This window comes from Nonomuraea composti, assembly GCF_012034275.1.
In the GTDB taxonomy this organism is placed as follows: domain Bacteria; phylum Actinomycetota; class Actinomycetes; order Streptosporangiales; family Streptosporangiaceae; genus Nonomuraea; species Nonomuraea composti.
Genome location: NZ_JAATEP010000027.1, coordinates 109831 through 126695 on the forward strand (window position 1 = coordinate 109831; position 16865 = coordinate 126695).

The window sequence follows — 16865 nt, forward strand, 5'->3', positions numbered from 1 at the left end:
ACCCAGCCTGTGCTCAGAGGACAACTCGCCGCGGACATCTTGGGTCACCGTGCCCAATGCGGCCCCTGACGAGCGGATCCTACGCTGAGCCCACCATCAGAACATTGTTCTCCAGGAGGCCGGATGCTGGAGGTACACGATCTTACCGTTCGCTTCGGCGGCATCACCGCGCTGGACGGCGTGGGGTTCGGGGTGGCGGGCGGCGAGATGGTGGGGCTCATCGGGCCGAACGGCGCCGGCAAGACCACCCTGTTCAACTGCCTCACCCGGCGCTGCACCCCGCAGTCCGGGTCGATCACGTACGAGGGCGAGGACCTGGTCGCCGCGGCGCCGCACGCCATCGCCGGCCTCGGCATCGCCAGGACCTTCCAGAACCTGGGCCTGTTCCCCCGCCTGTCCGTCCGCGACAACGTGCTGGTCGGCGCGCACCACAGGGGCCGCGCCGGCTTCTTCTCCGCCGGGCTGCGGCTGCCGGGGGTGCGCCGCGAGGAACGCGCGCTGCGCGCCGACGCCGACGCCGTCCTGGAACGGCTGGGGCTGGCCGGGGTGGCCGCGCATCCGGCGACGGGCCTGCCGTTCGGCACGCTGAAGCGGGTGGAGCTGGCCCGCGCGCTCGTCGCCCGACCCCGGCTGCTGCTCCTCGACGAGCCGGTGAACGGGCTGAACGCGGCGGAGGTGCAGGAGTTCGCGGGCACGCTGGAGTCCGTCCGGGCCGAGTACGGGCTGACGGTCGTCGTGGTCGAGCACCACATGGGGTTCGTCATGGGCATCTGCGAGCGCATCGTCTGCCTCGACTTCGGCCGCAAGATCGCCGAAGGCCCGCCCGAGGAGGTCCAGCGCGACCCGGCCGTCATCGAGGCGTACCTGGGGACGGCGGCATGAGCACGGACCTGGTGGTGGCGGACCTGGTGGCCGGCTACGGCGACGCCCAGGTGCTGCACGGCGTCAGCTTCACCGTGCGGGAGGGCGAGGTCTGCGCCATCCTCGGCCCCAACGGCGCCGGCAAGACCACGCTGCTGCGCGCCCTGTCCGGCATGGTCAAGGCACGCGGCACGATCACGCTCGGCGGCGCCGCCCTGACCGGCCGCCCACCCGACGCCGTCGCCCGGCTCGGCGTCGCCCACGTGCCCGAGGGGCGCGGCACGTTCATGCCGCTGACCGTCGAGGAGAACCTCCGGCTCGGCGCGTACGTGCGGCGCGGCCCCTCCGTCGAGGAGGACCTCGAACGCGTCCACCAGTACTTCCCGGTGCTGAAGAAGCGGCTCAAGCAGGCCGCGGGCAGCCTCAGCGGCGGCGAGCAGCAGATGCTGGCCCTCGGCCGGGCCCTCATGCTGCGCCCCCGGCTGCTGCTGCTCGACGAGCCGTCGCTGGGCCTGGCCCCGCTCGTCACCCGGGAGCTGTTCCGCATCGTCAGGACCATCAACGAAGAGGAGCGGACCACCGTGGTCGTCGTCGAGCAGAACGCCCACCTCGCCCTGGGCATCGCCCAGCAGGCGCACGTCCTGGAGACCGGGCGGATCGTGCTGTCGGGCACGGCCGCGCAGATCCAGGCCGACGAGCAGGTCGCGCAGTCCTACCTCGGGTACCGGGTGTAGCGCGATGGCCGGATTCGTGCAGCAGGTCGTCGAGGGGCTCGGCGCGGGCGCCATCTACGCCAGCCTGGCGCTGGCCCTGGTGCTGATCTACCAGTTCACCGGCATCGTCAACTTCGCCCAGGGCGAGCTGGCCATGTTCTCCACCTACATCGCCTGGCAGTGCGTGGCCGCCGGCATGCCGTTCTGGCTGGCGCTGGTCGTGACGCTGGCCGTGTCGTTCGCCGGCGGCATGCTCATCGAACGGGTGATCATCCGGCCGGTCGAGGGGGCGCCGGAGCTGACCATCGTCATCGTCACCGTCGGGCTGTTCATCTTCGTCAACGCCGCCGCCGGCTGGATCTGGACGTTCCTCATCAAGGACTTCCCGAACCCGTTCCCCGGCGGCGCCCTGGAGGCCGCCGGCATCAGCGTCAGCTTCTCCACGCTCGGCGTGCTCGGCGTGGTCGGGCTGGTCATGGGCCTGCTGTACGTGCTGTTCCAGTACACCAGGATCGGGCTCGGCATGCGGGCCGTGGCCACGAACCCCGCCTCCGCCCGCCTGGTCGGCATCCGCGTCGGCCGCACGCTCGCGCTCGGCTGGGGCCTGGCCGCCACCGTGGGCGCCGTGTCCGGGGTGCTGGTGGCGCCGCTGCTGTTCCTGGAGCCGAACATGATGGGCGGCGTCCTCATCTACGCCTTCGCCGCCGCCACCCTCGGCGGCTTCGACAGCCCGCTCGGGGCCGTCACCGGCGGGCTGATCGTCGGCGTCGCCGAGACGCTCGCCGGCGCCTACGTCGGCTTCATCGGCTCCGACCTCAAGGTGGGGGTGCCCCTCGTGATCATCCTCGGCGTGCTGCTGCTGCGCCCCCAGGGGCTCTTCGGACGGGCGGCGGTGGAGCGGGCATGAGCGCGACGAAAGTGCAGGTCAAGCCGGTCGCCGTGGAGCGGCGCAGGAGGTTCGACCGGCGCTGGGCGGGGCTCGCCCTGCTGCTCGCCGCCGCCGTCTACGCGCCCTTCCAGCTCGTCCCCTTCCACGTCTTTCAGCTCACGATGGTGCTGGTGTACGCGGTGGCGCTGCTCGGGCTCAACCTCCTCGTCGGGCACGCCGGGCAGATCTCGCTCGGCCACGGCGCCTTCTTCGCCGTCGGCGCCTACGCGGCGGCCATCCTCATGGACCGGTGGGCGCTGCCGTACCCGCTGACGCTGCCGCTCGCGGCGGCGGTGGCGTTCGTGCTCGGCCTCGCGCTCGGCGTGCCCGCCATGCGGCTGCGCGGCCTGTACCTCGCGCTCGTGACGCTCGCCATCGCGATCTTCCTCGTGCCGCTGCTCAAGCGGTTCGAGGAGCTGACCGGCGGGTCCATGGGGCTGACGCTGGCCAAGCCGCAGCCGCCCGCGTGGAGCGGGCTGGCCGAGGACCAGTGGCTGTACTTCCTCACGCTCGCCATCGCCGTCGCCTCCTTCCTGCTGGCCGCCTCGCTGCTGCGCTCCCGGGTGGGTCGGGCCCTGCACGCCGTCCGGGACAACGAGGCGGCGGCCGAGGTCATGGGCGTGCGGCTGTCGTTCTACAAGACGCTCGCGTTCGCCTGGAGCGCCATGTTCGCCGGCGCGGCGGGGTGCGTCTACACGTGGGTGATCGGGTTCGTCTCGCCGGACTCGTTCACCGTGAACCTGTCGATCACCCTGCTGGCCGGCCTGGTCGTCGGCGGCCTCGGCTCGCTGTCCGGGCCCGTGCTCGGCGGGTTGTTCGTGATGTTCGTGCCGAGCATCTCTCAGGACGTCAACGACGCGGCGCCCGGCGTCATCTTCGGCCTGCTGATCATCGCGGTGATGTACGTGGCCCCGACGGGGCTGGCCGGTCTGGCCGGGCGCCTGATCAAGAAGATTCCCCGGAAGGAGTAAGAGGGATGCGAGTTCCTGCGATCGGCTGTGCCGCGCTGTTACTGCTCGCCGTCGCCGCCTGCGGAGGGCGCGACGCGGCCACCGGCGGCGGCACGGGAGGCACGGCGGCGGCCGGCGGCCAGTGCGCCGGGCAACAGACCACCGGCATCACCGACAAGACCATCAAGCTGGGCGGCATCTACCCGCTGTCCGGCCCCGCCTCCGCCTACGGCGACATCCCCAAGGGCATCAAGGCGTACTTCGACTACGTCAACGCCGAGAAGGGCGGCATCGGCGGGCGCAAGGTCGAGTTCGTCGTCCGCGACGACGGCTACCAGCCGCCCAAGGCCGTCGAGGAGGCCCGCAGGCTCGTCGAGCAGGAGCAGGTCTTCGCCCTGTTCCAGACGCTCGGCACCCCCTCCACCGCCGCCACCTGGGACTACACCAACCAGCGCAAGGTGCCGCAGGTCTTCGTCGCCACCGGCGCCTCCATCTGGGGCACCGACACCGCCCACCCGTGGACGATCGGCTGGCAGCCCAACTACATCTCCGAGGCCCGCGTCTACGCCGCGTACCTGAAGAAGGAGAAGCCCGAGGCCAAGGTCGCCGTCCTCTACCAGAACGACGACTTCGGCAAGGACCTGCTCGGCGGGTTCAAGCGGGCGCTCGAAGGCACGAAGGTGCAGGTCGTGGCCGAGCAGAGCTACGAGGTCTCCGACCCCAGCATCGACCCGCAGATGCGCAACCTCGCCGAGTCGAAGGCCGACGTCTTCCTCAACGTCACCACCCCCAAGTTCGGCTCGCAGGCCCTGGCCGCCGACGCCAAGAACACCAAGTGGAACCCGCTGCACATCGTCAACAACGTCGCCGCCTCGATCACCGTGCTCAAGCCCGTCGGGTTCGAGAACGTGCAGGGCGTCGTGTCCGCCACCTACTACAAGGACCCGAACGACCCCACCTGGGCCGACGACCCCGAGATGCAGCTCTACAAGCAGAAGATGCAGCAGTACGCGCCCGGGGCCGACGCCAACGTGCCGTACCACACCTTCGGCTGGGCGGCGGCCAGCAGCTTCCACAAGGCCATGGAGGCGGCGGCCTGCCCGACCCGCGAGGGGCTGCGCGACTCCGTGCGCAACCTCAAGGGCGTGAAGGTGGACATGCTGCTGCCCGGGGTCACGCTGGACACCGCGCAGGGCGACGGGTTCCCGATCGAGTCGATGCAGCTCATGCGGTTCAAGGGGCAGCGGTGGGAACTGTTCGGGGACGTGATCGACACTCGCAAGGAGTTCGGCCCGCTGGGCGGCTGACGCGTCAGGGCTTGATCGTTCCCGGCTTGATGGTCAGGGTTTGATCGTTCCGGCCCGCACCAGCCAGTCGACCGCCTCGGAGACGGCCTCCAGCGAGGTGTACCGGGGCCGGTGCCCCAGCAGCCGCTCCGCCTTCTCCATGCTGCAGTGCGGGCTGTGCAGGATGTGATCGTAGGTGAGCTGGGCGTCGAACTCCGACACCGTGCCCCGCCACTCCTCCCACGGCAGGAACGTCAGCCGCGCCTGCCTGCCGAACCACCCCGCCACCGCCTCGGCGAACCCGCGCAACGTCAGGGCGGTGGCGGCGACCGAGTGGAAGCTCTCCCCGACGGCCGCCGACCGGCTCGCCATGGCGTCCACGAACAGCCGCGCCACGTCGTCGGCGTGCACGTGCTGCACGGTCTCCATGCCCAGGTTGGGCAGCGCGACCTCGCTCCCCTCGGCGAGCTTCTGGAACACCTCCGGGTTCACGTTCCCGGCCGGGTTCACCGGCACCCACCCCGGCCCGGTGATGTGCCCCGGATGGATGATCGTGACCGGGAACCCGTCGCGCTGGGCCCGGTCGAGCAGGTGGGCCTCGATGGCCGCCTTCTGGATGCCGTACTCGCCGAACGGCGCCCGGCGCGCGGTCTCGGTCGTGGGCACCTGCGCGCTCGGCCCGTGCACCCAGATCGTCCCGCAGTGCAGGAAGTGCCGCACCCGGCCGGCGAGCGCGTCGGCGATCGCGCGGGCGCTGTCCTCCTTGAAGCAGATGAGGTCGATGACCACCTCACCGCCCAGCTCGGCGATCCGCCGCCCGAAGCTCCCGTCGGCCTCCTCGGCCTCCCGGTCGGCGACGACCGTGGTGACCTGCTGCCAGGCGCCGTGGGGCGTGTACGGCTCCCGCTTCCCCCGGCTCACGTTGATCACCTCGTGCCCGGCGCCGACGAGGCGCGGGATGAGGTACGTACCGATATGTCCACTACCACCGATGACTACGACCCGCATGGAAGCAGCGTAGACCTCCCCGCTTCAGCCGCGCGCGGGCGCCCGCACGCCGGTGACGACCAACCGGCGATGCCGGCCACGAGCAGCACGTCGCCCACGCTGATCCACGCGTGCGGGGTCTCGGCGCCCGCGCCCGGCAGGGTCAGCGCGGGTGGCCGAGCGCCATCCGCACGGCGCCCGACGGGTCGCCGCCGCGCCAGGCCACATGCTGGTCGGGCCGGACCAGCGCCAGCGGCTCGCCCGGCAGGTCGACCACCCGCAACGGCACCCCCAGCTCCGCCGCCTCCGCCACCACCACGGCCGCCCCGGGCGAGCGCTGGTCGCCGACGAGGCTGAACGCGGGGCCCAGCCGGTCGTACAGGGACTCCCCGGGAGCCAGCCACCGGTGCGGCAGCCGCTCCCCGGCGCCGGAGGAGACGATCGAGGAGCCGGCGTAGGTGTAGCCCAGCACCAGGTCCAGGCTGTGGAACTCGCTGTCCTTGGTGCGCAGCACCGCCTCCGCCACCGCCGGCCGCACCTTCTCGAACTCGGCGTCGTCGCCCATCAGCGCCGGGTCGGCGAGCTCGGGGGCGAGGGTGGCCATGTTCCTGGCGGCCTCCTCGATGGTGTCGGCGGCGACGGGGCGGCGCTCGCTCTCGTACGTGGCCAGCAGGCTCGCGGGCGCCCACCCGTGCAGCACGGCGGCCAGCTTCCAGCCGATGTTGACCGCGTCGCCTATGCCCGTGTTGAATCCGTGACCTCCGTAGGGCGGGTTCTGGTGCGCGGCGTCGCCGGCCAGGAAGACCCGGTCGGTGGCGTAGCGGTCGGCGAGCAGCATCCGCGCCGTCCACGGATCGGTGGCCAGGATCTCCACGTCGATGTCGGCGCCGGCGAGGTTCCTGATCAGTTGGACGGGGTCGGCGTCCTCGGCGCGCACACCCTGGGCGATGCACCACCAGGTGTCCTTCAGGTCGAGGCGGCCGAGCATGCCGGGCTGGGCCGGGTTCAGCACCCAGTAGTGCACGGCGGGCCCGTGCGGCATGCGCTCGGCCAGGCCGGGGGCGCGGAAGACGACGTTGAAGTTGGGGCGGGCGTCCTGGCGGCCCTCGTACTTGGAGCCGATGGCGGCCCTGGTGACGCTGCGCGGGCCGTCGCAGCCGACGACGTACCGGGCGCGTACCTCGCGCTCCTCGTCGCCGGAGATGATCCGGACGGTCACCCCGTCGGCGTCCTCCTGGAGGCCGGCCACCTGCCAGCCGGTCAGCAGCGCGTCGCCGACGGCCTCCCGCAGCACCTCCTCAACCAGCGGCTGCGGCACCTGCTGGCCGGGCTCGGCCGCCAGGTCGGAGCCGACCAGGTCGAGGCCGAAGCAGCCGCCGATGCGGGTGATCTCCCGCCCGAGCAGCCCCGTGACGAACACCGCCTCGTCCGACCACGACACCGCCAGCGGCGCGCGCGACCGCAGCGTCTCCGCCAGCCCCCACCTGCGCAGCAGCTCCATCGAGCGGGCCGAGGTGGTCTTCGCGCGCGGGCGCAGCCACGACACCGTCTCACGCGGCTCCACCACCAGGCACCGCACGCCGTGATGGGCCAGCTCCACGGCCGTCGCCAGGCCCACGGGCCCGCCTCCGGCGATCAGTACGGGCACGGCGTCAGGAACTTGCCTTACCGAATTCATGGAACAGGTATATTCCTGGCGCCGTTCGCCCACCGTCAAGCAGGCCCCGTGCGTACGCGGGCGGCCCGGTGATCGCGATGCGGACATCGCCATGGTACGAGCTCGCAACGATTGATGATCTCACCTGGTGGACGGTCGCCCGGCTCAGTACGGTGCTACCAAAAATTGACGATCTCCCAGGGGTTGCATATGAGCGAGACCTCGACGATGCCGTTGCACATGCGGCGGGTGGAGTTCCATCCGGCACCGGAGCTGGCCGCCGCGCGGGACCAGGATCGGGTCAAACGGGTCACGACGGCGTTCGGCACCGAAGCCTGGCTGGTGACCCGCTACGCCGACGTGCGAGAGGTTCTCGGCGACGCCGAGCGGTTCAAGATCGCCCCGACGAACATCGCGCGGCTGCCCGGAGCGCCGCCCATGACCGAGGAGCAGCTCGCCAAGGTACGCGCCGGCAACCTGCTGGGCGTGGACCCGCCCGAGCACACGCGGCTGCGCCGGATGCTCACGCCCGAGTTCACCATCCGTCGCATCAACCGGCTGGAGCCGCGCATCCGGCGCATCGTCGAGGACCACCTGGACGCGCTGGAGGCCGCCGGGGCGCCCGCCGACCTGGTGCCGGCGTTCGCGCTGCCGGTCCCGTCGCTGGTGATCTGCGAGCTGCTCGGCGTCCCGTACGAGGACCGCGAGACCTTCCAGCAGCGCACCGCGAAGATGCTCGACATGACGCTGCCGGGCGAGCAGCGGATGATGCTGCAGTTCGAGCAGCGCGCGTACATGGAGAGCCTGATCGCCCGCATCCAGGCCGACCCGGGCGAGGAGCTGCTCGGCATGCTCGTGCGCGAGCACGGCGACGACCTGTCCACCGACGAGCTCGTCGGGATCGGCGGGCTGCTCCTCTTCGCCGGGCACGAGACCACCTCCAACATGCTCTCCCTCGGCACGCTCGCCCTGCTGCGCCACCCCGAGCAGCTCGACCTGCTGCGCAAGGAGCCGGAGCGGATCGACGCCGCCGTCGAGGAGCTGCTGCGCTGGCTCAGCATCGTCAACTCCGGCACCACCAAGGTCGCCACCCGCGACACCGAGATCGGCGGCCAGCAGATCAAGGAAGGGGAGCAGGTGCTCGTCACCCTGCCCGCCGCCAACCGCGACCCCTCCTTCCTGCCCGACGCCGACTCCTTCGACCTCGGCCGCGGCGCCCCCGGCCACCTCGCCTTCGGCCACGGCGTCCACCACTGCCTGGGCGCCCCGCTGGCCCGCATGGAGCTGCGCATCGCCTTCCCCGCCCTGCTCAGGCGCTTCCCCGGCCTGCGCGTCGCCGACGCCGAGCCGCGCTTCCGCTCCTCCTCCGTCGTGTACGGGCTCAGCTCCCTGGAGGTGACCTGGTAGCCCCTGGGAAAATGTCGGCCCCGTTGGCTAGCGTGCAAGCGTCATGCCTAGCGACGCCGCGGCCCACGAGCTCATCGGCAGGGAGCACCCCGCCGCGCTGCTGCGTGCCGAGATCACCCGGCTCATCGACAGCCACGGCGGCCTGGTGCTGGTCACCGGAGAGGCCGGCATCGGCAAGACCACGCTCGTCACCAGCACCGTGGGCGAGGCCAGGCGGCGCGGCGCCCTGGTGGTGGCCGGCGCCTGCTGGGACGCCGGCGGGGCGCCGGGCTACTGGCCGTGGGTGCAGGTCATCCGGGCACTGCGGCGCACCGCCGAGCCGGAGGAGTGGGCGGCGGAGGAGGCGGCCGGCGGCAGCCTGACGACCCTCCTGGGCGAGGCCCGCGCCACCCCCGAGCCATCAGACGCCTTCCGGGTGTTCGACGCGGTCACCTCCACGCTGGTCACGATCGCGCAGCGGCGCCCGGTCGTCGTCGTCATCGACGACCTGCACGCCGCCGACCCGGCCTCGCTGCGGCTGCTGGAGTTCGCGGCCCGGCAGACGTGGTTCGAGCGGCTGCTGCTCATCGGCACCTACCGCGACGCCGAGGTGGAGCCGGTCGAGCACCCGCTGCGCGACCTGCTGTCGCCGCTCGTGGCCAAGGCCACCACGATCACGCTCACCGGCCTCGACCGCGCGGGCGTGGCCGCGCTCATGGCCCGCACCGCCGGCCACGACCCGCCGCCCGACCTGGTGGACGAGGTGCACGTCCGCACGGGCGGCAACCCGTTCTTCGTCGAGCAGACCTCCCGGCTGTGGCGCAGCGGCGGCTCGGCCGGCGCCGTCGCCCCCGGCGTGCGCGACGCCCTGCTGCGGCGCCTGTCGCTGCTGCCGCGCCAGGTGGCCGAGCTGCTGCCCGCGGCGGCGGTGCTGGGGCGCGAGTTCCACCGCCAGGTGCTCGCCGCCGCCATCGGGGCGCCCGTCGCGCACGTCGACCGGCTGCTGGAGCTGGCGGTGGTGGCCAAGCTGATCGTGACGAAGGGCGGCGGCGTGTTCGCGTTCGCGCACGACCTCGTCCGCGAGACGCTCTACGACTCCCTCGACGACCCGCGCGACCGGCACGCCGCCGTCGTCACCGCCGTCCGCGGCTCGCCCGCGCTCGCCGGGCGGCTGCCGCCCAGCGACCTGGCCGGCGGGCCTGGCCGGCCGTACGCGCAGGCTGGGCGACGAGGCGGAGCGCGCCCGCAAGACCGTCACGGCCCGCATCCGCGACACGCTCCGCAAGCTCGACCACGCCCACCCGGAGCTGGCCGCCCACCTGCGCGCCTCCGTCTCGACCGGCTCCACCTGCCGCTACCAGCCCCAGGAGAAGATCACCTGGCGCCTGTGAGCACCGGTGTCCACGGTGTGGACATCCGCCATGAACCTTTCATCGGCTCCGAGGCGTTCACGCTGCTCGCCCGGGCCCCGACAAGGTCGATCTTGCGGGGGTGGCGGGCCGCGTCGTCCAATGCACGGTGATCGCATTCCACGCCATCCGGCCCTTCACGAGGGGAGAACTGGTGCGTCGCAAAGTCACCGCCTTAGCCCTGCTCGCGGTCACCGCCCTGGCGCCTGCCGTGGCCACGACCACCCCGGCGCATGCCGCGTCCGAGCTCAAGATGGTCTACAGCTACCTGCCGTACGACACCTGCATCGCCTTCGGCCAGTCGGGTCAGCAGACCGGCCGCTGGCAGACCTGGTGGTGCAGCACCCACTACCCGCAGACCTACCCGGGCTACTACACCTACGACTTGTGGGCGTACGTGAACTGACGCTGTTCAGTGCGGGTCGCGCAGGCTGACGGCCGGGTGGACGGGCGTGTCCGGCGGTCGCAGCCACTCGGGGGTGCGCCACTGCTGGACGTTCGACCAGGTGCAGGGGCTCATGGACAGCGTGGCGAAGTCGGGCTCCAGCTGCAGGCACAGGCCGGTGGCGGCGTGCTTGATCTCCCAGTACAGCCAGTCGTTCTTGGGTGAGCGGTAGGTGAGGCGCCAGAGCTGGCCGGGGCCGCCGGTGCAGGGCCCGCGGACGGGCCGGCGTGGTGCGGGGGAGACGCCCAGGCAGGTCCCCATGACCTTCATCTCGTAGTCGCCCCGGGTGTCGCGCCGGTAGCTGAAGGACTGGTTGGCCCGGCCGTGACAGCCCCAGGTGATCAGCTCCGGCATGCCGGCGGCGGCGTCCAGGCAGACCCCGTTCTGCGCGCTGGCGACCGAGCTGCCGAACCCGGACGGCATGCGATCGGTGGCCAGCCAGCGCTGCGCGGGCCTGCCCGCGGTGCAGGTGCGCAGGACCAGCGGGGCGCCCTCGTCGATGGAGCCCCGGTCGGGCTCGACGCACAGCCCGCCCTGCGCGATGCCGCCGTCGCCGGTGAGCCGCCAGAGCTGCTCCGCCGAGTCGTCGCAGGCGGCGTCGGTGAGGTAACCGCCCTCGGTGCGGTCGCGGGCCTCGGGGGTCAGGCAGCGGCGGCTCTGCCGGTTGCGGAGCCGGTACAGGTAGGAGCCGTCGTCCTTGTCCGGGACGAGGTCCCACCGGTACATCGCGGCGGGGCTCTTGCTGATCACCGACGGGCCGAGCTTCGCGCGCGGGGGAGCGGTCTCCGACCCGGTCACCGCCAGGTACCGGCCGGGGGCGTACTGGGAGAGGACGACCTGGTTCGGCCGGTGGAGCGAGCCCCGGATGCGCTCCTCCGCGTACGACACGTACCCCATGAAACCGCCCGTCGCGAGCACGACCACCACGGTCACGAACGCCATCAACCTGACGGCGCGCCTGGGCACCGGCGGCGGCGGATCGACCAGCCCCCGGTACGCCGCCAGCCACGCATCGACCACGGCGGCATCGCGCACGTCGTGCACCGCGAGGAAGGCGCGGATGATGGGCTCGGCCCGCCCGGCGTCGAGCAGCCAGCGCGTGCCCTTGTCCTTCTGCGTGACCAGCTCCAGCTCCGCCCGCCCGACCTCCAGCCCCAGCTCGGCGGCCCGCCGCTCCAGCTCCGCGAAACGCGGCCCGCCCGCGTCCTCCCGCAGCTTCTTCAACAGCCCCTTGTACGCCTCCAGATCTCCCGCCGCGAACGGATCGGCCGCCCCCGCCCGCCGCGCTTTGACGTAGTCGCGCAGGAGCGGGACCGCGCAGGCCAGGCAGGAGAAGAGCAGGGCGGGCGGGACGTGAGCGGGGTTCAGCTCGGGCTCGCCGTCGGTGGCGAAGTTGATGAAGATGCCCGCGCCCGTGGTGAGCAGGGCGGTGAGGCCGCCGGCCAGGGTGATCTCCAGGGCCAGCTCGCGTACGTGCCTGCGCCGCATCCGCCCTCCGCATGCCACTGTGGGTTATGGATGCTAACGGAGGGTGCGCGTTCAGTGCCAGGCCCCCTGGACGAGCCGCACCTCCGCAAGGCTGCCTTCGGCGACCCGCCGCGAGACCTCCTCCCACTCGCGCACCACCCGCCGGCTGCCTCCGGGGACCAGCGGCCAGTCCGCGCGCGTCACCGCCCGCCCCGCGAGCATCGGCTCCCAGGTGATGACGTGGAAGGCGCCGATGGCGGGAACGAGCGTCTTGAGGATGTGCACGGCACGGCGGTGGTACCACTTGCAGACCGCCGTGATCACCAGCCCCGCGTCCAGCGCCTCACGGAGGAACGGCTCCGCGTACAGGACGTTCTGCCAGGTGTTGGCGGAGCGGTCCTCGCAGCGGATCGCGCCGTCGGGCACGCCGTGATCGAGGAGGAACCGGTGGAAGGTGCGCGCCTCGTTGATCCCGTTGTGGCGGTTGATCCCGCCCGTACAGATGATCAGCGGCGCCAGCCCCCGGTGGTGGAGCTCCGCCGCGATCTCGGCCGGCCGGATCCGGTTGGTGCCGAAGAGCACGAGCGCAGTGGGCTCCCCCTCGGGAGGAGGCGCCTCGATGTCGACGAACGCGGTGATCGTGCGCATTCGATCGGGAGTCAGGCCGTCGGTCATCCGACATCAGCGTAGAACAGCGCGGCCTGAGGGGCCATCACTTGCGGTTGTAGAGGCGCATCGTCAGGGTGCCGAAGACGGCCACCAGGACTGCTGACGACACCAGGACCCACGTGATCTCGCCCAGGTCCGGGGTGCCGCCCATCAGCGAGCGGACCGAGGTGACCAGGTGGGAGATGGGGCTGGCGTTGACGAAGACCTGGAGCCAGCCGGGCATGGTGGAGGGGTCGACGTAGACGTTGCTGAGGAAGGTGAGGGGCATCATGACGAGCATGCTGACGCCCATCACCGACTTCTCGTTGCGCATGAGCAGGCCGAACATCGTCCACACCCAGGAGAACGCGAAGGAGAACACCAGCAGCAGGGCGATCCCCAGCACGACGCCGGTGAAGCCGCCCTGGGGGCGGAAGCCGAGGAGGAGGCCGATCAGGAGGATGACGGTGGAGGCCATGAAGTAACGCAGCACGTCGCCGAGCAGGTAGCCGACCATCGTGGACGGGCGCCAGATGGGCAGGGTGCGGAAGCGGTCGAAGACCCCCTTTTCGATGTCCTTGTTGACCTCTACGCCCGTGTACATGGTGATCATCACGACGCTCGTCACCATGATGCCGGGCAGCAGGAACTGCAGGTACTCGGTGGGGGAGCCGGCCAGGGCGCCGCCGAAGAGGTACGTGAACATCAGCGTCATCATGATCGGGAACGCCGTCACGTCGAAGAGCTGCTCGGGGACGTGTTTGATCTTCAGCATGGCGCGCCAGCCGAACGTCATCGAGGCCGACCAGGCGCTGGGGCGCGGGGGTCTGGCGGCCGGGGCGAGGACCGAGGCGAGGGTTTCGGTGGCGGGGGAGTAGGTGGTCTCAGCGGTGGTGGTGCTCATGCCGCGGTCTCCTCGGTGACGGTGGTCGCGATGGTGGCGGTGGTAGAGGTGACGGTGGTCATGCCGCGGCCTCCTCAGGGGTGGCGGGGTGGTCGGTGAGGGCGAGGAAGACCTCGTCCAGGCTGGGCTGGCCGAGGGAGAAGTCGTCGACGACGATGCCGGCCTCGGCCAGGCGGCCGAGCGCGCGGGCGGCCTGGGCGGACTCGTCGCCGGCGCCGGTGACGCGGGCGGTCAGCGCCACCGGGTCCGCCTCCAGGTGGACGGGCGTGTCCAGGGTCTCGGCGAGCAGGCGCGCGGCCTCGGGGCGGGCGGAGGCGTCGCGGAGGCGGACGTGGACGGAGCCCGAGCCGACGGACGACTTCAGCTCGCCGGGCGTGCCCTCGGCGATGACCCTGCCGTGGTCGATGACGGCGATGCGCTGCGCGAGCCGGTCGGCCTCCTCCAGGTACTGGGTGGTGAGCAGGACGGTGGTGCCGTGGGCGACGACGACGCGGACGATGTCCCAGACCTGATTGCGGCTGCGCGGATCGAGGCCGGTGGTGGGCTCGTCCAGGAAGAGCAGGTCGGGGGTGTTGAGGATGCTGGCCGCGATGTCGATGCGCCGCCGCATGCCCCCCGAGTACGTCTTGACCTGCCGCCCCGCCGCCTCCGTCAGCCCGAACGCCTCCAGCAGCTCGGCCGCCCGCTCGCGGGCCGCCGGTTTGCGGTGGCCGAGGAGGCGGGCCAGCAGGACGAGGTTCTCGGAGCCGGTCATCTCCTCGTCCACGGAAGCGTACTGGCCGGTCAGGCTGACCCGGGAGCGTACGGCGTCGGCCTCGCGCACCACGTCGTGCCCGAAGACGGTCGCCTCGCCGCCGTCGGGACGCAGGAGCGTGGCGAGCATGCGTACGGCGGTCGTCTTGCCCGCGCCGTTGGGCCCGAGCACCCCGTACACGGCGCCGGCCGGCACGGACAGGTCGAGGCCGTCCACGGCGCGCGTGTCGCCGAAGACCTTGACCAGGCCGGAGGTGTGGATGGCCGGTTCTGACATGGATGGTCCCTTCATCAGACGTAGGGCTGGGTGCGGCGTCCCGCGCGCAGCGTGCGCCCCCACCAGGTGAGCTGGTCGAGCAGGACGGCGACGGCGCGCAGGCGGTCGTCGGTGTCGAGGGGGCGGCCGCTCGCGCCGTCGATGCCCGGGCCGAGCGGGTCGATGCCCACGCCGAGAAGGTCGGTGCCCGTGCCGAGCAGGTCGAGGCCGACCCAGTCGCGCATGGTGACGGCGTGCAGGGCGGTGAAGACGGTGCGGAGCTGCTCGACGGCGTAGTGGCCGCACGAGCCGGAGCCGTAGGCGACGATGCCGACGGGCTTGGCCTGCCACTCGTCATAGGCGAAGTCGATCGCCTGCTTGAGAGAGGCGGGGAAGCTGCGGTGGTACTCGGGGGTGACGACGACGAAGGCGTCCGCGCCGGAGACGGCATCGGCCCACTCGCGCATGGACGGCGTGCTGCGCTGCGGGTAGCAGGCGGGGAAGGCGTAGGCGGCCAGGTCCACCACCTCGACGGCGAGGTCGTCGCGGCGGCGGGCGTGGCCGGTGAACCAGGCGCCGACCGTGTCGCAGACGCGGCCCGCGCGGGTGCTGCCGATGATCACCGCGACGTGCAACGGTTCCGTGGTCGTCATGGTGTCACCCCCTTCACAGAAGGAGGCGCTAGATCGCCCGCTAGATCGGATCTAGCGGGGCGGGCAGGTGCAGGGCGGGAGGTGCAGGGCAGGCAGCTACAGGGCAGGCAGCTACAGGGCAGGCAGCTACAGGGCAGGCAGCTACAGGGCAGGCAGGGCAGGCAGGTGCAGGGTGAAGACGGTGTTGCCCGGCTCGCTGGTCACCTCCACCCGCCCGTCGTGCGCCGCCGCGACCGCCGAGACGATGGCCAGGCCGAGCCCGCTGCCCCCGGCCAGCCGCGAGCGCGAGCCGTCGCCCCGCGCGAACCGGCCGAACACGTGCGGCAGCACGTCGGGCGGGATGCCGGGCCCGTCGTCGGCCACCCGCACGCTCACCTGGCCGGGGGCCAGCAGCACGGTGGTGGTGACGGTGGTGCCGGGCGGGGTGTGGGTGCGGGCGTTGGCGAGCAGGTTGGTGACGACCTGGTGCAGGCGGTCGGCGTCGCCGACGACGAGGGCGGGCTGGTCGGGCAGGCTGACGAGCCAGCGGTGGCCGGGCGCGGCGGCGTACGCGTCGCTGATGGCGTTGACCACGAGCGGCGAGAGGTCCAGTTCGAGCCGGTCCAGGGGGCGGCCGGCGTCCAGCCGGGCGAGCAGCAGCAGGTCCTCGACGAGCGTGGTCATGCGGCCGGCCTCGGAGCGGATGCGGCCGAGCGCGTGCGCCGTCTGGGGGCCGTGCGGCTCGCCGCTGCGGCCGGTGAGCTGCGCGTAGCCGACGATCGAGGCGAGCGGGGTGCGCAGCTCGTGGCTGGCGTCGGCGATGAACTGCCGCAGCCGCGTCTCGCTCTCGTGCCGGACGGCGAAGGCCGTCTCGACGTGCCCGAGCATCCGGTTGAACGCGCCGCCGACCTGCCCGACCTCGGTACGCGGGTCGGTGTCCACGTCGGGCACCCTGGCCAGCCGGACGGCGTCGCCGGTGGCGAGGGGCAGCTCCGACACGCGGGCGGCGGTGGCGGCGAGCCGGCCGAGCGGGCGGACGGCCCGGCGGACGAGCAGCGTGCACGCGATCGCCATCAGCGCGACCCCGGCGAGGGTCACGGCGGCTTCCACGACGATGAGCCTGGTCAGCGTGGTGCGCATGCCGGTGAGCGGCAGCCCGACGACGAGCGTGTCGCCGTCCCTGGTGGGCGCGCCGACCATCCGGTAGTCGCCGAGCGGCCCCAGGTTGACGGTCACGGGCTGGCCGGTGACGGCGGCGACGGCGGGCGGCGCGGGCACGTCCTGGACGGACCCGGGGTCGGTGAGCACGGCGGCCCGGCGGATCACGCCCTGCCGCACCCGCGCGCCGAACGTCTCCATCGCCTGCCCGGGGGTGAGCAGGAACGACACCTCCCCGGCCGACGGGGGCGGGCTGCTCGGCCCGGCCGTACGGGTGGAGCGGTGGGCGGCGGAGTACACCTGGACGTCGAGCCGGTCGGTGAGGAAGTCCTGGAGGAGCAGGGTCGTCGCGGTCGCGATGACGGCCGAGACGACGGCCAGCAGCGCGATCGAGGAGACCACGAGCTTCGTCTCCAGCGACATGG

At 72.2% G+C, this 16865-nt stretch carries 16 protein-coding genes; 8 read left to right on the forward strand and 8 right to left on the reverse strand.

The features are described from left to right. The first annotated feature begins 123 nt into the window (after nucleotides 1-123). From HCN51_RS32940 to HCN51_RS32960, 5 genes are read left to right on the forward strand one after another with little or no spacing between them, the layout of a single operon-like run. Nucleotides 124-882, forward strand: a complete 759-nt coding sequence (locus HCN51_RS32940) for an ABC transporter ATP-binding protein (protein ID WP_168014871.1) — start codon at nucleotides 124-126, stop codon at nucleotides 880-882. Beyond that, nucleotides 879-1595 (forward strand): ABC transporter ATP-binding protein, encoded by a 717-nt coding sequence (locus tag HCN51_RS32945; RefSeq protein WP_168014873.1) that lies wholly within the window; start codon nucleotides 879-881, stop codon nucleotides 1593-1595. The genes HCN51_RS32940 and HCN51_RS32945 overlap by 4 nt, the downstream gene beginning before the upstream one ends. Nucleotides 1596-1599: 4 nt before the next feature. Beyond that, nucleotides 1600-2481, forward strand: a complete 882-nt coding sequence (locus HCN51_RS32950; protein ID WP_168014875.1) for a branched-chain amino acid ABC transporter permease — start codon at nucleotides 1600-1602, stop codon at nucleotides 2479-2481. Then, nucleotides 2478-3473 (forward strand): branched-chain amino acid ABC transporter permease, encoded by a 996-nt coding sequence (locus HCN51_RS32955; RefSeq protein ID WP_168014877.1) that lies wholly within the window; start codon nucleotides 2478-2480, stop codon nucleotides 3471-3473. The genes HCN51_RS32950 and HCN51_RS32955 overlap by 4 nt, the downstream gene beginning before the upstream one ends. A gap of 5 nt (nucleotides 3474-3478) precedes the next feature. Then, a complete protein-coding gene (locus HCN51_RS32960) occupies nucleotides 3479-4759 on the forward strand; it encodes an ABC transporter substrate-binding protein (RefSeq protein WP_168014879.1) in 1281 nt (426 codons plus the stop codon). A gap of 33 nt (nucleotides 4760-4792) precedes the next feature. On the opposite strand, the gene HCN51_RS32965 is transcribed toward HCN51_RS32960, so the two are convergent. Together HCN51_RS32965 and HCN51_RS32970 are read right to left on the reverse strand one after the other, a co-directional pair. Further along, on the reverse strand, nucleotides 4793-5746 hold the full coding sequence (locus HCN51_RS32965) for an NAD-dependent epimerase/dehydratase family protein (RefSeq protein WP_168014881.1): 954 nt from the start codon (nucleotides 5744-5746) through the stop codon (nucleotides 4793-4795). A gap of 142 nt (nucleotides 5747-5888) precedes the next feature. Then, nucleotides 5889-7373: an FAD-dependent monooxygenase gene (locus tag HCN51_RS32970; RefSeq protein WP_346433875.1), complete on the reverse strand. Its 1485-nt coding sequence runs from the start codon at nucleotides 7371-7373 to the stop codon at nucleotides 5889-5891. Between the two features lie 219 nt (nucleotides 7374-7592). Between HCN51_RS32970 and HCN51_RS32975 the strand changes: the two genes are divergently transcribed. From HCN51_RS32975 to HCN51_RS32985, 3 genes are read left to right on the forward strand one after another with little or no spacing between them, the layout of a single operon-like run. Beyond that, entirely contained in the window at nucleotides 7593-8789 is a 1197-nt protein-coding gene (locus tag HCN51_RS32975) for a cytochrome P450 (protein WP_168014885.1), read from the forward strand. A gap of 43 nt (nucleotides 8790-8832) precedes the next feature. Continuing rightward, nucleotides 8833-10290 (forward strand): ATP-binding protein, encoded by a 1458-nt coding sequence (locus HCN51_RS32980; RefSeq protein ID WP_168014887.1) that lies wholly within the window; start codon nucleotides 8833-8835, stop codon nucleotides 10288-10290. 41 nt (nucleotides 10291-10331) lie between these two features. Further along, nucleotides 10332-10583 carry a hypothetical protein gene (locus tag HCN51_RS32985; protein WP_155128912.1) on the forward strand — a complete coding sequence of 84 codons (252 nt, stop codon included), beginning with the start codon at nucleotides 10332-10334 and terminating at the stop codon, nucleotides 10581-10583. A 6-nt stretch (nucleotides 10584-10589) separates the two neighbouring features. Here HCN51_RS32985 and HCN51_RS32990 read toward each other — a convergent pair whose 3' ends face one another. The 6 genes from HCN51_RS32990 to HCN51_RS33015 all read right to left on the reverse strand — a co-directional run bounded on the left by HCN51_RS32990 (nucleotide 10590) and on the right by HCN51_RS33015 (nucleotide 16863). Next, nucleotides 10590-12110: an RICIN domain-containing protein gene (locus HCN51_RS32990; protein ID WP_168014889.1), complete on the reverse strand. Its 1521-nt coding sequence runs from the start codon at nucleotides 12108-12110 to the stop codon at nucleotides 10590-10592. Nucleotides 12111-12161: 51 nt separating this feature from the next. After that, entirely contained in the window at nucleotides 12162-12764 is a 603-nt protein-coding gene (locus HCN51_RS32995) for a YdcF family protein (RefSeq protein ID WP_168014891.1), read from the reverse strand. A 37-nt stretch (nucleotides 12765-12801) separates the two neighbouring features. Continuing rightward, entirely contained in the window at nucleotides 12802-13641 is an 840-nt protein-coding gene (locus HCN51_RS33000) for an ABC transporter permease (protein ID WP_168014893.1), read from the reverse strand. Nucleotides 13642-13699: 58 nt separating this feature from the next. Further along, a complete protein-coding gene (locus HCN51_RS33005; RefSeq protein ID WP_080044514.1) occupies nucleotides 13700-14671 on the reverse strand; it encodes an ATP-binding cassette domain-containing protein in 972 nt (323 codons plus the stop codon). Nucleotides 14672-14685: 14 nt separating this feature from the next. Then, complete coding sequence (locus tag HCN51_RS33010) at nucleotides 14686-15303, reverse strand: NADPH-dependent FMN reductase (RefSeq protein WP_168014895.1); 618 nt, start codon at nucleotides 15301-15303, stop codon at nucleotides 14686-14688. A 141-nt stretch (nucleotides 15304-15444) separates the two neighbouring features. Next, entirely contained in the window at nucleotides 15445-16863 is a 1419-nt protein-coding gene (locus HCN51_RS33015) for a sensor histidine kinase (RefSeq protein ID WP_240973486.1), read from the reverse strand. Nucleotides 16864-16865: the final 2 nt, after the last annotated feature.